13 protein-coding genes are annotated in these 15,099 nt (G+C 71.7%); 9 read left to right on the top strand and 4 right to left on the bottom strand.

Annotation, left to right across the window (positions count from 1 at the left end):
• Positions 1–56 precede the first annotated feature (56 nt).
• Positions 57–1,124, top strand: a complete 1,068-nt coding sequence (locus tag A6A25_RS18025) for a D-alanine--D-alanine ligase family protein (protein WP_073891589.1) — start codon at positions 57–59, stop codon at positions 1,122–1,124.
• Here A6A25_RS18025 and A6A25_RS18020 read toward each other — a convergent pair.
• On the bottom strand, positions 1,121–1,690 hold the full coding sequence (locus A6A25_RS18020) for a DUF3515 domain-containing protein (protein WP_083668436.1): 570 nt from the start codon (positions 1,688–1,690) through the stop codon (positions 1,121–1,123). The genes A6A25_RS18025 and A6A25_RS18020 overlap by 4 nt on opposite strands.
• 20 nt (positions 1,691–1,710) lie before the next feature.
• On the bottom strand, positions 1,711–1,944 hold the full coding sequence (locus tag A6A25_RS18015; RefSeq protein WP_073891587.1) for an Lrp/AsnC family transcriptional regulator: 234 nt from the start codon (positions 1,942–1,944) through the stop codon (positions 1,711–1,713).
• A gap of 97 nt (positions 1,945–2,041) precedes the next feature.
• Here A6A25_RS18015 and A6A25_RS18010 point away from each other — a divergent pair, with 97 nt between their 5' ends.
• From A6A25_RS18010 to A6A25_RS17995, 4 genes are read left to right on the top strand one after another with little or no spacing between them, the layout of a single operon-like run.
• Positions 2,042–3,007, top strand: a complete 966-nt coding sequence (locus A6A25_RS18010) for a thiamine-phosphate kinase (protein WP_073891585.1) — start codon at positions 2,042–2,044, stop codon at positions 3,005–3,007.
• Positions 3,008–3,060: 53 nt separating this feature from the next.
• On the top strand, positions 3,061–3,492 hold the full coding sequence (locus tag A6A25_RS18005) for a GNAT family N-acetyltransferase (RefSeq protein WP_380735258.1): 432 nt from the start codon (positions 3,061–3,063) through the stop codon (positions 3,490–3,492).
• Positions 3,493–3,514: 22 nt separating this feature from the next.
• Positions 3,515–4,036, top strand: a complete 522-nt coding sequence (locus tag A6A25_RS18000) for a gamma carbonic anhydrase family protein (protein WP_073891581.1) — start codon at positions 3,515–3,517, stop codon at positions 4,034–4,036.
• Between the two features lie 14 nt (positions 4,037–4,050).
• On the top strand, positions 4,051–4,725 hold the full coding sequence (locus tag A6A25_RS17995) for a uracil-DNA glycosylase (RefSeq protein WP_073891580.1): 675 nt from the start codon (positions 4,051–4,053) through the stop codon (positions 4,723–4,725).
• Between the two features lie 128 nt (positions 4,726–4,853).
• Here the strand turns inward: A6A25_RS17995 and rpmB are convergent, their stop codons facing one another.
• The gene (gene rpmB, locus A6A25_RS17990) at positions 4,854–5,045 is read right to left on the bottom strand and encodes a 50S ribosomal protein L28 (protein ID WP_073891577.1); all 192 of its coding nucleotides are present in this window, start codon (positions 5,043–5,045) and stop codon (positions 4,854–4,856) included.
• Between the two features lie 147 nt (positions 5,046–5,192).
• Here rpmB and A6A25_RS17985 point away from each other — a divergent pair, with 147 nt between their 5' ends.
• Genes A6A25_RS17985 through A6A25_RS17975 form a run of 3 tightly spaced genes read left to right on the top strand, consistent with a single transcriptional unit; the run spans position 5,193 to position 9,842 of the window.
• Positions 5,193–6,785, top strand: a complete 1,593-nt coding sequence (locus A6A25_RS17985) for a DAK2 domain-containing protein (RefSeq protein ID WP_073891576.1) — start codon at positions 5,193–5,195, stop codon at positions 6,783–6,785.
• Between the two features lie 14 nt (positions 6,786–6,799).
• A complete protein-coding gene (recG, locus tag A6A25_RS17980) occupies positions 6,800–8,983 on the top strand; it encodes an ATP-dependent DNA helicase RecG (RefSeq protein ID WP_073891574.1) in 2,184 nt (727 codons plus the stop codon).
• A gap of 49 nt (positions 8,984–9,032) precedes the next feature.
• Positions 9,033–9,842: a hypothetical protein gene (locus A6A25_RS17975; protein WP_073891572.1), complete on the top strand. Its 810-nt coding sequence runs from the start codon at positions 9,033–9,035 to the stop codon at positions 9,840–9,842.
• A 30-nt stretch (positions 9,843–9,872) separates the two neighbouring features.
• On the opposite strand, the gene A6A25_RS17970 is transcribed toward A6A25_RS17975, so the two are convergent.
• Entirely contained in the window at positions 9,873–11,186 is a 1,314-nt protein-coding gene (locus A6A25_RS17970) for a hypothetical protein (RefSeq protein WP_241828771.1), read from the bottom strand.
• Between the two features lie 373 nt (positions 11,187–11,559).
• On the opposite strand from A6A25_RS17970, the gene A6A25_RS17965 reads away from it, so the two are divergent.
• Positions 11,560–14,937: a pyruvate carboxylase gene (locus A6A25_RS17965; RefSeq protein WP_073891568.1), complete on the top strand. Its 3,378-nt coding sequence runs from the start codon at positions 11,560–11,562 to the stop codon at positions 14,935–14,937.
• Positions 14,938–15,099 lie beyond the last annotated feature (162 nt).

Raw genomic sequence — 15,099 nt, 5'->3', positions numbered from 1 at the left:
ACGCTCGGGTGTGCGGCAAAGGTGGCGGGTTACGCCATCCGGGTAGGGTCCGAGCCATGACACAGCGCAAGACCAAGGTCGCCGTGGTGTTCGGCGGGCGCAGCAGCGAGCACACGATCTCCTGCCTGTCCGCCGGCAGTGTCCTGCCCCACCTGGACCGGGACCGGTTCGACGTCGTGCCGGTGGGCATCACGGAAACGGGCGCGTGGGTGATCGGCGCGGACGACACCAAGGCGCTCGAAGTGCGGGACCGGCAGCTGCCCACCGTCAACGCGCTGGTTCCCGTGTCCGGCAGCGAACTCGTGCCGGTGGCGCCCACCGAGGTGCTGGCCGACGTGGAGGTCGTGTTCCCCGTGCTGCACGGCGCGTGGGGCGAGGACGGCACCATCCAGGGCCTGCTCGAACTGGCCGACATCCCCTACGTGGGGCCGGGTGTGCTGGCCAGCGCGGTCGCCATGGACAAGGAGTTCACCAAGCGCCTGCTCAAGGGCGCGGGCCTGCCGGTCGGCGAGTTCGCCGTGCTGCGGCGCGACCAGGAGACGCTGGCGGTCGAGGACCGGGAGCGGCTGGGGTTGCCCGTCTTCGTCAAGCCCGCGCGCGCCGGGTCGTCGGTGGGCATCTCGAAGGTGGTCGACTGGGCGCACCTGGACAGCGCGATCGCGTTGGCGCGCAAGACCGACCCGAAGGTGATCATCGAGGCCGCCGTGTCCGGCCGCGAGGTCGAGTGCGGCGTGCTGGAGTTCCCCGACGGCCGCGTCGAGGCGTCGCTGCCCGCCGAGCTGCGCATCGTGGGCGGCGAGGTCGACTGGTACGACTTCGACGCCAAGTACCTCGACGACGTGTGCGAGTTCGACATCCCGGCCAAGCTGGACGAGCACGTCACCCGCGACCTGCGCGAGATGGCCGTCGCCGCGTTCCGCGCGCTGGACTGCCAGGGCCTGGCCCGGGTCGACTTCTTCGTCACCGACTACGACGAACTCGTCGTCAACGAGGTCAACACCATGCCCGGCTTCACGCCGATCTCGATGTACCCGCGGATGTGGGCCGAGACGGGCGTGGACTACCCGGCGCTGCTGACCACGCTGGTCGAGACCGCGATCGCCCGCGGCACGGGGCTGCGCTAGCGGCTGCCCGTGGTGTCGACGGGGCCCTTGGCCAGGGTGTCGCGGATAGCGGCCGAGACGTCCTGCAGGGGCCCCGTGCCCGCGTCGGACGGCACGGTCAGCGCCACGTACACCGGCCGGTCCACCACGTACCAGGTGGCCGCACCGCCCTCGGCCACTTCCAGCCACTGCACGTCGGAGATCACCCGCAGCCGGGAGGTCGGGGTGAGGTCACGGGGGCGGTCCAGCCCGCACCGCAGCACCACGGGCTCGTGCCGCGCGTCACCCCACGCCGACGCGCCCGCCGGTGCGGGTGACGCCAGCTCGCGGCGCGGGAACGGGACCCCGTTGGACACCAGCTCCGCCGGCAGCGCGCCCAGCAGGGCCTTGCACTCGTCCGACTCGGCCTCCGGCGCGGGCAACGGCACCAGCGCCACGGGGCCGGTGTGGACGGCCGGTTCCTCGGCGTCGCCGCCGAGGAACAAGCCCGCGGCGGCGACGCCGACCGCGAGCAGCGCCGTCAGCCCGACGGCCAACGCGAGCAGTGGGCGGGGGAGCGGCGAGGTGCGTTCCGGTTCCGGTGCCACGCGGCTATGACAGCACGTGCCTACAGGTGGACCACCGGGCAGGTCAGCGTTCGCGTGATGCCTTCCACGTTCTGGATGCGGGCGACCACCAGCTGCGCCAGCTGGTCGACGGTGTCGGCCTCGGCGCGGACGATGACGTCGTACGGGCCGGTGACGTCCTCCGCGGTGGCCACACCGGGGATGCCGGAGATCTCCGCCGCAACGGCGGCTGCCTTCCCGACCTCGGTCTGGATGAGGATGTATGCGTGCACCACGGCGTGCCCCTTCGTCGCGACAGGTTAGGTCGGGGTAGGAACGTGCACAGCAACGTACCCCAGTCGGGGTTCCGAATGCTCAGAACGGGAGGCAATCTTGCGTCCGGAGCCGCCGCGGAACGCGGACACGGTCGCTGAGGTGGGTGAGTTCGGTCTCATCCGCCGGGTGACGGCAGGTCGGACGCAGCCGCCCACCACCCTGCTCGGGCCGGGTGACGACGCGGCTGTCGTCGCGGCACCCGACGGCCGGGTGGTGGTGTCCACCGACGTGCTGGTCGAAGGTGTCCACTTCAGACTCGACTGGTCGTCTCCCGAGCAGGTGGGACGCAAGGCGGCGGCGGTGAACCTGGCCGACGTGGTGGCCATGGGAGCGCTGCCGACGGCCTTGCTGATCGGTCTCGCCTGCCCGTCCGACACGCCGTCCGCCGTGGTCGAGGGGATCACCGCCGGGCTGTGGCAGGAGGCGACCGTCGCGGGTGCCGGTGTGGTGGGTGGCGACATGGTGTCGTCCGCGACACTGGTGATTTCCGTTACCGCGATGGGTGACATGGGTGGTGTGGAGCCTGTCACCCGTTCGGGCGCGCAAGTGGGCGATGTCGTGGCGGTCTGCGGACGGCTCGGCTGGGCCGCGGGCGGACTGGCCGTGCTGCAGCGCGGGTTCCGCTCGCCCGTCGCGGTCGTCGGCGCGCAGCGGAACCCCGAACCGCCTTACGCCGCCGGGCCCCAGGCCGCCGCCGCCGGCGCGACCGCGATGATCGACGTGTCCGACGGCCTGCTGGCCGACCTCGGGCACATCGCGGACGAGTCGGGCATCGGCATCGACATCCGCACCGAGCTGCTGGAGGTGCACCCGCGGCTGATCGACGTCGCCGCGGCGCTCGGCGCGGACGCCAGGCACTGGGTGCTGACCGGTGGCGAGGACCACGCGCTGGCCGCGACGTTCCCCGAACCCGGGGCCGTGCCCGAGGGCTGGAGCACCATCGGCACGGTCCGGCACGGCAGCGGCGTCACCGTCGACGGCCGGGCCTACGAGAAACCCCCTGGCTGGGAGCACTGGCGGTAGGTAACCTGCGGTGTGTGGAACTATGCACGATCGCGTATGACCATCCAGACTCGGTGAAGTTGATCTCCGACATCCAGCAGGTCTACCTGGACCGCTACGGCGAGATCGACGTCACGCCGGTCGACCCCGCGGAGTTCGCCGCGCCGTTGGGGCACTTCGTGGTCGGCTACGTCGACGGCGGGCCGGTGGCGTGCGGCGGGTGGCGCGCGCACGACGAGGCCGAGCACTCGCTGCGCCCCGGTGACGCCGAGATCAAGCGCATGTACGTGGCGGAGGCCATGCGCGGGCGCGGCTTGGCCCGGCTCGTGCTCGCGTCGCTGGAAACGGCGGCGCGGGCGGCCGGGCGCAAGCGGATGGTGCTGGAGACCGGGTTGCGCCAGCCGGAGGCGATCGGGCTCTACCAGTCCAATGGGTACGCGCGCATCGACAACTTCGGCGTCTACCGGCATCATCCGGAAAGCCTTTGCTTCGCGAAGGATCTGTAGAGGACAGCCGGGAGGTACCGCGATGGCGATCTACGCGTTGGGTGACTTCGAGCCGGTGATCCACCCGGACGCCTACGTGCACCCCGACGCGACGGTGATCGGCGACGTGCGGATCGGCGCGCACGCTTCGGTGTGGCCGCAGGCCGTGCTGCGCGGTGACTACGGGCGCATCGAGGTCGGCGCGCGGACGTCGATCCAGGACGGCACGGTCGTGCACTGCACGGAGGTGCACCCGACGTTGATCGGCGCCGAGTGCGTCGTCGGGCACAACGTGCACATCGAGGGCGCGACCATCGCCGACCGGTGCCTGATCGCCTCCGGATCGGTGGTGCTCAACGGGTCCGTGGTGGAGACCGGCGCGATCGTCGGCGCGGGCGCGGTGGTGTCGTTCGAGGGTCACGTGCCGGCGCGGTCGATGGCGCTCGGGGTGCCCGCGAAGGTGCGCGAGGGTTACGTCGTGCCGGACGGCGCGTGGCAGTTCGCGGTGGACAAGTACGTGCAGAACATCTTGACCTACCGCAAACAACTGCGGCGCCTGGACTGAGATAGGGTCCCGCCGTGGCACGTCCGCTTGAGGAGATCATGGAAGCCGGCTGGGCCGCGGCGCTCGCGCCCGTGGCCGATCGCATCGCCGCGATGGGCGAGTTCCTGCGGGCGGAGGTGGCCGCCGGGCGGACCTACCTGCCCGCCGGGGAGAACGTGCTGCGGGCGTTCCAGCAGCCGTTCCACTCGGTGCGGGTGCTGATCGTCGGCCAGGACCCGTACCCGACGCCGGGGCACGCGGTGGGTCTGAGCTTCTCGGTGTCGCCGGAGACCCGGCCGATCCCGAAGAGCCTGGTCAACATCTACACCGAGTACATGTCCGACCTGGGGCACCCCAAGCCGTCCAACGGCGACCTGACCCCGTGGACCGAGCGCGGCGTGCTGCTGCTCAACCGCGCGCTGACGGTGCAACCGGGCAAGTCGAACTCCCACCGCAACAAGGGCTGGGAGCCGGTGACCGAGCAGGCGATCAAGGCGCTGGCCGAGCGGGACGCGCCGCTGGTCGCGATCCTGTGGGGCAGCCAGGCGCGTGCCCTCAAGCCGCTGCTGGGCGCCGACCGCTGCGTGGAGTCGGTCCACCCGAGCCCGTTGTCGGCGGCGGGCGGCTTCTTCGGCTCGCGGCCGTTCAGCAAGGCGAACGAGCTGCTGGTCAAGCAGGGCGCCGAGCCGATCGACTGGAAGCTGCCCTAGTTCTCGTCACGCCGGGTGACTGCGCTGCCTGCGCACAGTCATCCTGGCGGCTGGTTCGTCCGCATGCCGAAAGGCCCCCGGGAACGAGTCCCGGGGGCCTTTCGACAAGCTCGTTCAGGCGCGGGTCGTCAGCCGCGCACCACCTTGCCCGCCTTCAGGCACGAGGTGCACACGTTCAGCCGCTGCCGCGTCGAAGACGAAACCTTCGCGCGCACGGTCTGAATGTTCGGGTTCCACCGGCGGTTGGTGCGCCGGTGGGAGTGCGAGACCGACTTGCCGAAGCCCGGCCCCTTGCCACAGACGTCGCACACGGCAGCCACGTCAGCCACTCCTTAAGGTTTCTTCAGCGGTACTCACGCCCCGGCGGGCGCGCAAGCGTGCACAAGCCTCAGCCGGGCATGGCAACCCAGACAGGGTAGCCGGTGGCGCGTTCCGCCTCCAAACCGGGTGCGAATACCCTCGCCGGCATGCAGGCTCTCGATGCGGTCGCGGTGCGTCAGTGGGCGGACGCCTGCGTGCGGTCCCTGGACGCCAACCGGGAGGACCTCGACCGCATCAACGTGTTCCCCGTGCCGGACGGCGACACCGGGACGAACCTGCTCCAGACGATGCGCTCGGCGTTGGACGCGCTGCTCAGGACGCCCGTGGACACGGTCGGGGCGGCGTTGGGCGCGCTCGCGCGCGGTGCCCTGGCCGGGGCGCGCGGCAACTCCGGGGTGATCCTGTCGCAGGTGCTGCGCGGTCTGGCGGAGGCTGCGCAAGGGGCATCGACGGCGTCCGGCGCGTCGCTGCGGCGGGCGTTGTGGCGTGCCGACGAACTGGCCACCGCCGCCGTGTCGACGCCGGTGCCGGGCACGGTGCTGTCGGTGCTGCACGCGGCGGCCGAGGCAGCTCGCGACTGCACGTCCGACGACCTGGACGAGGTGGTCACGGTCGCGGCGAAGGCCGGTGCCGAGGCGTTGGCCAACACGCCCCGCCAGTTGGCGGTGCTGGCCAGGGCCGGTGTGGTCGACGCGGGTGGGCGCGGGCTGGTGGTGCTGCTGGACACGCTGGCGGCGGTGATCACCGGGCGGGAGGTCGAGGACGTGCCGGTCGTCGTCACGGTGCCGCGCGACGCGCTCACGACGGCGCGCGAAGCCGGGTCGGCCGAGTACGAGTACGAGGTCATGTACCTGCTGGACGGCACGCCCGACGCGGAGGCGCTGAAGGACGAGCTGACGGCCGTCGGCGACTGCGTGTCCGTGGTCGGTGACGGTGCCGGCCTGTGGACCGTGCACGTGCACTGCAACGACATCGGCGCGGCCGTCGAGGCGGGTGTCCGGGCGGGTCGGCCGCACCGGATCACGGTGGCCAGGTTCGCCGACCAGATCGCCGCCCAGGCGCCCCGGTTCGTGCGCGACCGGGCGATCGTCGTGCTGGTCGAGGGCGAGGGCGCGGCCGAGCTGTTCCGGTCCGAGGGCGCGGTCGTGTTCGAGCCCGGTGACGAGGTGACGGCCGCCGACCTGCTGGCCGTGGTGGTGAGCACGCGGGCGCGGCAGGTGACCGTGCTGCCCGGTGACCCGAAGTGGCGCGAACCGCTGGACGACGCCGTCACGCAGGCCGTCGCCGCGGGTCAGGACGTCGTGGTGGTGCCGACGTTCTCGCCGGTGCAGGCGTTGGCTGCGCTGGCCGTGCACTCGCCGTCGAGGCGCGCCGGTGACGACGTGGTCGCGATGGCGGAGGCCGCGGCGGCGACCAGGCGCGGCGAGGTCGCGGTGTCCGACCGGGAGGCGATCACGTGGGTCGGCCGGTGCCGTCCCGGTGACCTGCTCGGCATGGTGGACGGTGAGGTCGTGGTGATCGAGCCCGGTGACGCCGACGTCGGCGAGCTGGCGTGCCGGCTGGTCGACCGGATGCTCGCCAGCGGCGGCGAGCTGGTCACCGTGCTGCTGGGGCAGGGTGCCCCGGACGGGGTGGAACGGGTGTTGGAAGATCACCTGCGCGTCGTCCACCCGGAGGTCGAGCTGGCCGCTTACCGGGGTGGGCAGCGTGACGCCCTGCTCACTGTCGGTGTGGAGTAGTTGAATAGGCCGCGATGACGACCTTCGACGAGAAGCTGGTGTCGGTGCTCGGCAAGAAGAGCGCCGACGCGCTGGAGGCCGGGCTCGGCCTGACCACCGTCGGTGAGCTGCTGCGCCACTACCCGCGCCGGTACGACGAGCGCGGCAAGCTGACCGAGATCGCCGGGCTGGAGCTGGGCGAGCACGTCACCGTGCAGGCGCGCGTGAAGAGCGCGCGGCAGCGGCGGATGAAGTCGCGCAGCGGCGAGCTGCTGGAGGCCGTGATCACCGACGGCACCAGCGACCTGCACCTGGTGTTCTTCGGTCGCGGCTCGCGCAAGGTCGAGCGGGAGCTGCTGCCGGGGCGCGAGGCGATGTTCGCGGGCAAGGTCGGCATGTTCAACGGCAAGCTCCAGCTCGCCCACCCCGACTACCAGGTGCTCGACGGGGAGGGTGTCGCGGCGGCGGACTTCGCCGGCGCGTTGATCCCGGTCTACCCGGCCGCGCAGGGCATCCAGTCGTGGAACGTCTCCAACTGCGTCGAGCAGGTGCTCGCGGTGTGGGACGGGGTGACGGAGGACCCGCTGCCGGAGTCGCTGCGCGCCGAACGCGGGCTGATCGGGCTGGAACAGGCGTTGCGGCACATCCACCGGCCGGACGGCTGGGCCGCGATCACCATCGCGCAGCAGCGGCTGAAGTGGGACGAGGCGCTCGCGGTGCAGCTCGCCCTGGCGCAACGCCGCCGTTCGGCGACGGCCCGCCCCGCGCCCGCGTGCCCGCCCCGGCCGGGTCTGGTGCGGGAGGCGTTCGACGCCCGGCTGCCGTTCGAGCTGACGGCGGGGCAGCGCGAGGTAGGCGAGCACATCGCCCACGACCTGTCCGGCGAGCACCCGATGAACCGGCTGCTGCAAGGGGAAGTCGGCTCGGGCAAGACGATCGTGGCGTTGCGGGCGATGCTGCAGGTCGTGGACGCCGGGCGGCAGGCGGCGATGCTCGCGCCGACGGAGGTGCTGGCGGCGCAGCACGCGCGGTCGTTGCGGGAGTCGCTGGGTGATCTGGGGCAGGCTGGCGAGCTGGGCGGTGCCGAGCACGCGACGCGGGTGACGTTGCTGACCGGGTCGATGCCGGCGGCGGCGCGGAAGCGGGCGTTGCTGGAGATCGTGTCCGGCGAGGCCGGGATCGTGGTCGGCACGCACGCGTTGATCCAGGACAAGGTGGAGTTCGCGGACCTGGGGCTGGTCGTGGTGGACGAGCAGCACCGGTTCGGCGTGGAGCAGCGGGCGGCGCTGAGCGGGCGCGCGGGCGGGTCGACACCACACGTGCTGGTGATGACCGCCACGCCGATCCCGCGCACGGTCGCGATGACGGTGTACGGCGACCTGGAGGTGTCCGCGCTGCGCGAGTTGCCGCAGGGGCGTTCGCCGATCAGCACGTCCGTGGTGCCGGTGGCGTCGAAGCCGGGGTGGCTGGACCGGGCCTGGCGGCGCATCCACGAAGAGGTCGGTAAGGGTCACCAGGTGTACGTGGTGTGCCCGCGCATCGGTGACGGTGCGGCGGAGGACGACGCGGAAACGCCGCCGAAGGAGGACGCCGGCTCCGACCGGAGGCCTCCGCTCGCGGTGGTGGACGTGGCGAACAAGCTGGCCGAGGGGCCGTTGCGCGGGCTGCGGATCGACATCCTGCACGGCCGGATGGCGCCGGACGACAAGGACGCCGTGATGCGGGCGTTCGCGGCGAACGAGGTGCAGGTGCTCGTCGCCACGACCGTGGTCGAGGTCGGCGTGAACGTGCCCAACGCCACCGTGATGGTGATCATGGACGCGGACCGGTTCGGCGTGAGCCAGCTGCACCAGCTGCGCGGGCGGGTCGGCCGGGGCAGCGCGCCGGGGCTGTGCCTGCTGGTGACCGAGATGCCGGACGGCACGTCCACGATGGAGCGGCTGCGCGCGGTCGAGTCCACTCTGGACGGTTTCGAGCTGGCGCAGCTGGACCTGGAGCTGCGCCGCGAGGGCGACATCCTCGGCGCGGCCCAGTCCGGCAAGCGGTCGGGGCTGAAGATGCTGTCGCTGCTGCGCGACGAGGACGTGATCGCCGAGGCGCGGGTGGTCGCGCAGGAGGTCGTGGAGGCGGACCCGGAGCTGACCGCGAACCCCGGGCTGGCCGGGCTGGTGGCCGGGCTGCTGGACGACGAGCGCGCGGAGTACCTGGAGAAGGCGTAGGTGCGGGCCGGGGAGCCGGGGGTCGACGGCGGCCCGGTTACCCTGGCTTGTGCCCCGATTCCTGCTCGTCCTGGTTCCGCTGGTGCTCGCGGCCTGCACGGCCGCCCCGGCCGCCGATCAGGCCCCGACCACGTCCTCGCTGCCCAAGGGCGATCTGGCGGTGCTCGCCGAGCGCATCGAGCAGCGGCGGGCCGAGCTGGGGACGGCGACGTTCCACACCGAGGGGTTCGCCTCCGACGGGCAGGCCACCGAGGTGCGCAACGTAGTGGACGGCGCGGTGCGGCAGGACGCGGACGGCGTGACCGCGTCGATGACGATGGACGTGTCGACCGGCGGCCAGCCCAAGAAGATCGCGCTGGTGGTCGTCCGTGACGGCACGTACGTGCAGGTCGAGGGCGCGCCGATGCCCGCCGGGAAGAAGTGGGGCTTCTACCCGGCGGCGAGCGGTGGCGAGGTGTCGGCGTTGCTGCGCGGCTTCGGGCCGAGCGCGACGGTCGGCGCGGAGCTGGACTACGTGCAGCCGCGGGCGGCGCTGATCGTGGGCCGGTCGGCGGAGCAGCTGGACGGGGTGCCGGTGACGCGGTACGACCTGGTGGTGGACGCGTTGAAGATGGCCAAGGTCATCGAGGACCAGGACATCCAGCTGCAGCACACTCAGCTGGCCGAGTACGGGGTGAAGATCTCCGCGACGGTGTGGGTGGACGGCACGAGCGCGCCCGTGCAGGCCGAGTACCGGTTCGAGCTGAACGGCAAGGTCGTCAAGCAGTCCACGACCCGGTTCCGCGGATGGGGTGAGCCGGTCGGGATCACCGTGCCCGACCAGGCCGAGGTCGTGCCGGCCGACCAGTTGCCCCAGTAGCCGGCCGGTCGGCCGAGAGCGGGGTCGGCCCTACTTGGGCTGCCTGCCCTTGGGTACCGGCAGTTGGGTGGTCGGCTGCTCGGACGCGGGCACGTCCTTCGCCTTGCCGGCGGGCTTGGCCGCGGGCTTGGGCGGCACGGGCTTGGCGGTCGCCGGTTTGGTCGGCGCGTCGTCGACAGCCGGGGCAGCGGCACGGTCGGTGGTCGCGGGCTCCGGAGGGGTGGGCGCGTCGTCCTCGGTGGCCTTGTCCTCGGCCGCCTCCTCGTCCAGCGGCGTGAGGCTGGCCACGGCCCGGGACACCGCTTCCTGCGCCGCGGCGAACTGCTCGCTCAACGCGCGGTGCACGCGGTGCAGCTCGGCCAGCTTCTCGTCGGCCGCGGTGGTGCGGCGGTCGGCGTGGGCGTCCGCCTCGGTGACGGTCTTCTCCGCCTGGGTGTTGGCGTCGGTGATCGTCTTCTCGGCCTGGGTGTTGGCTTCGGTGACGGTCTTCTCGGCCTTGGCCAGCGCCTCGGACTCCAGCTCGGCGACCTGCTTCTCGGTCTCGGAGCGCAGCTCGGCGGCCTCGGCGCGGGCGGCTTCGAGGAGCTTCGCGGCCTCGGCCTTCGCCTCGACCACGTGCACCTCGTGCTCCTTGCGGAGCTTGGTGCGCAGCTCGTCGTACTCCTTGTCGAGGTCGTCGTGGTAGCCCTTGTACTTCTGCTCCAGCTCGACCCGCCTGGCCTCCAGCGCCGCGGTCTTCGCCTCGAAGTCCTTGGTCAGCCGCTCGCGGTCGGCGCGGGTCTCGGCCATCAACGCCTCGTGCTCGGCGGTCAGCTTGGCCCGCAGCTCCTCGTGCGAGCGCTCCAGCTCGGTGCGGCGCTCGTCGTGCTGCCGCTCCAGCTCGGTGGTCCGCTGCTGGTGGGCCGCCTCCAGTTGCCGCCGCCGGTCCTCCAGCTCACCCATCGCCCGCTGGTGCGCCGCCTTGCCCTCGGCCGCCGCCCGCTCGGCCTTGGCGCGGGTCGAGTTCGCCTCGTCCAGCGCGGCCTTGCGGATGTCGGCGATCTCCTCCTCGGCCAACGTCATCATCACGCGCACGCGCTCGGTGACGTTGGACGCGCTGGCCGGGCTGGTGGCCAGCTTGCCGAGTTGGGACTTGACCTTGTCGAGCTCGGCGCGGGTGGAGTTGAGCAGCTTGCTCAGCTCGGCGACCTGGGCCGACGCCGCGTCCCGGGCCCGGTTCGAGTTCTTGAGGTCGAACTCGAGCCGCGTCACCCGCTCGTTCACCTGGCGCTGGTTGTACCCGCGCAGTACGACGTCGAAATGGGTGCGGGCAGCAGGCTGCCCAGTCCCTTCAGCCCCGGCCATGGGCCAACCCTACCGAGAAGTCGCGCGGCGTAGTCACCCGATGCAGCGAACGCACCGTAACGAGTCGGTGATCCACCGTGTGGGGTTAATCGCGTTTGGCGGGTGGTGCGGTAGGGCGATGTGAAAGGGGGCCGTCAATCCGCCGCCCGCGTGCCGTGCGCTCGGGGGCTGCGCGAGGAGACCGCGCAAGGGAGAATCCCGGGGCGTGATCCCAGGTCGCGTCTGCCTTGACCGGGTGAGTGAACGATCACGATGACGTCCGTCACGTGAGATGGAACTCCCGAGGGGCGGGAAGCGCACGGTAGCGTGCCTTGATTCATCGAGTCCCGCCCCCTCGGGCGGGACTCGCCGAGTAACCGGGAGGGAACGCCGCATGTTCCGCAAGGTTCTTGTCGCCAACCGCGGCGAGATCGCGATCCGGGCCTTTCGCGCCGCCTACGAGCTGGGCGCGGGCACGGTTGCCGTCTTCCCCCACGAGGACCGCAACTCCCTGCACCGCCTGAAGGCCGACGAGTCGTACGAGATCGGCGAGCCCGGTCACCCCGTCCGGGCCTACCTGTCCGTCGAGGAGATCATCAAGGCGGCCCGCAAGGCGGGCGCCGACGCGGTCTACCCCGGCTACGGCTTCCTGTCGGAGAACCCCGAGCTGGCCAAGGCCTGCGCGGACGCGGGCATCACGTTCGTCGGCCCACCGTCGGAGGTCCTCGAGCTGACCGGCAACAAGGCCCGCGCCATCGCCGCGGCCAGGGAAGCCGGCCTCCCGGTGCTCAAGTCCAGCGAGCCGTCGAGCGATATCGAAGCCCTGGTGCGGGCCGCCGAGGACATCGCGTTCCCGGTGTTCGTGAAGGCCGTGGCGGGTGGTGGCGGGCGTGGCATGCGGCGCGTGGAGGAGCCCGCCGCGCTGAGGGAGGCCCTGGAAGCCGCGTCCCGCGAGGCGGAGTCGGCGTTCGGCGACCCGACGGTGTTCCTGGAGCAGGCCGTGGTCGAGCCGCGGCACATCGAGGTGCAGATCCTCGCCGACGGCGAGGGCAACGTGATGCACCTGTTCGAGCGCGACTGCTCGGTCCAGCGCCGGCACCAGAAGGTCATCGAGATCGCGCCCGCGCCGAACCTCTCGCCGGAGCTGCGCGACCGGATCTGCACCGACGCGGTCAAGTTCGCCCGGCACATCGGCTACCGCAACGCCGGCACCGTCGAGTTCCTGCTCGACCCGAACGGCAACTACGTCTTCATCGAGATGAACCCCCGCATCCAGGTCGAGCACACGGTCACCGAAGAGGTCACCGACGTGGACCTGGTGCAGTCGCAGATGCGCATCGCCAGCGGCGAGAACCTGGGCGACCTCGGCCTGAGCCAGGAGACCGTGCAGCTGCGCGGTGCCGCCCTGCAGTGCCGCATCACGACGGAGGACCCGGCCAACGGCTTCCGCCCCGACACCGGCATGATCAGCGCCTACCGCTCGCCGGGCGGCTCGGGCATCCGGCTGGACGGCGGCACGACCGGCGCCGGCACCGTCATCGGCGCGCACTTCGACTCGATGCTGGTCAAGCTGACGTGCCGCGGTCGCACGTTCTCGGCGGCGGTGGCGCGGGCGCGGCGCGCGGTGGCCGAGTTCCGCATCCGGGGCGTGTCCACGAACATCCCGTTCATCCAGGCGGTGCTGGACGACCCGGACTTCTACGAGGGCCGCGTCACGACGTCGTTCATCGAGAAGCGCCCGCACCTGCTGACGGCGCGGCACTCCGCCGACCGCGGCACCCGGATGCTGACCTACCTGGCCGACGTGACGGTCAACAAGCCGAACGGCCCGCGTCCGTCCGTTGTGGACCCGAAGGTGAAGCTGCCGGTGGTCGACCTCAACGCCGAGCCGCCGGCGGGGTCGAAGCAGAAGCTGGACGAGCTGGGGCCGGAGGGCTTCGCCCGCTGGCTGCGGGAGAGCAAGGCGCTGGCCGTCACGGACACGACGTTCCGCGACGCGCACCAGTCGTTGTTGGCGACGCGGGTCCGGACGAAGGACCTGCTGGCGGTGGCGCCGCACGTGGCGCGGATGGCGCCCCAGCTGCTGTCGCTGGAGGCGTGGGGCGGTGCGACGTACGACGTGGCGCTGCGGTTCCTCGCGGAGGACCCGTGGGAGCGGCTGGCGGCGTTGCGCGAAGCGGTGCCGAACATCACGCTGCAGATGCTGCTGCGCGGCCGGAACACGGTCGGCTACACGCCGTACCCCGAGGCTGTGACCAGCGCGTTCGTCGAAGAGGCGACGAAGACGGGTATCGACATCTTCCGGATCTTCGACGCGTTGAACGACGTCGAGCAGATGCGGCCGGCGATCGAGGCGGTGCGGGAGACGGGCACGGCGGTCGCGGAGGTGTGCCTGTGCTACACCGCCGACCTGTCGAACCCGGACGAGCGGATCTACACGCTCGACTACTACCTGAAGCTGGCCGAGCAGATCGTCGGCGCCGGTGCGCACGTGCTCGCGGTGAAGGACATGGCCGGCCTGCTGCGCCCGCCGGCGGCGGCACGGCTGGTGACGGCGTTGCGCAAGGAGTTCGACCTGCCGGTCCACCTGCACACGCACGACACGGCGGGTGGGCAGCTGGCCACCTACCTGGCGGCCATCCAGTCCGGTGTGGACGCGGTGGACGGCGCGGTGGCGTCGATGGCGGGCACGACCTCGCAGCCGCCGTTGTCGGCGATCGTGGCGGCGACCGACTACACGGACCGGGCGACGGGGCTGGACCTGCGGGCGGTGTGCGACCTGGAGCCGTACTGGGAGTCGGTGCGGAAGGTCTACGCGCCGTTCGAGTCGGGCATCCCCGGTCCGACCGGGCGGGTCTACTCGCACGAGATCCCCGGTGGTCAGCTGTCGAACCTGCGCACGCAGGCGGTCGCGCTCGGGCTCGGGCAGAAGTTCGAGGAGATCGAGGCCATGTACGCGGCGGCCGACCGGATGCTCGGTCGGCTGGTGAAGGTGACGCCGTCGTCCAAGGTGGTCGGCGACCTGGCGTTGCACCTGGTCGGGGCGGGTGTGTCGCCGAAGGAGTTCGAGGCGGACCCGGGCCGGTTCGACATCCCGGCCTCGGTGATCGGGTTCCTGCACGGCGAGCTGGGCGACCCGCCCGGCGGGTGGCCGGAGCCGTTCCGGAGCAAGGCGCTGCAGGGGCGGGCCGCGCCCAAGGGTGTTGCGGAGCTGACGGACGATGACGTGAAGGGGCTGGAGGCCGACCGGCGGGCGACGCTGAACCGGTTGCTGTTCCCGGCGCCCACGAAGGAGTTCCTGGCGCACCGCGAGGCGTACGGCGACACGAGCGTGCTCGGCAGCAAGGACTTCTTCTACGGGCTCAAGCCCGGCGAGGAGTACCAGGTCGACCTGGAGCCCGGTGTGCGGCTGCTGATCGGGTTGGAGGCCATCGGTGAGGCGGACGAGCGCGGTATCCGCACGGTGATGGCGACGTTGAACGGGCAGCTGCGGCCGATCCAGGTGCGCGACCGGTCGATCGCGGCCGAGGTGCCGGTGGCGGAGAAGGCGGATCGGGGCAACCCGGGGCACGTCGCGGCGCCGTTCGCCGGGGTGGTGACGCCCAGCGTGGCCGAGGACGACGTGGTCGAGGTCGGTCAGACGATCGCCACCATCGAGGCGATGAAGATGGAGGCGGCGATCACCGCGCCCAAGGCGGGGCGGGTCAAGCGGTTGGCCGTGCGTGGGGTGCAGCAGGTCGAAGGTGGGGATCTGCTGATCGTGCTGGAGTGAGGTCGCGTGGAGTCGGGTCGGGTCGGGCTGGGCTTGGTGGTTCGGTCCGGTCCGGTCCGGCCCGGCTCGGTGGGTTCTTCCGGCTCGGTGGTTGGGTCCGGCCCGGCTCGGTGGTTGGGTCCGGCTCGATTTGACATGGGGCCCTTACCTTGATCTTTAACC

Origin of the sequence: Saccharothrix sp. CB00851 (genome assembly GCF_001905065.1) — a bacterium.
Taxonomy (GTDB): Bacteria; Actinomycetota; Actinomycetes; order Mycobacteriales; family Pseudonocardiaceae; genus Actinosynnema.
Note: the sequence above shows the minus strand (reverse complement) of the source record. Positions and strands in the feature narration are given on the sequence as shown.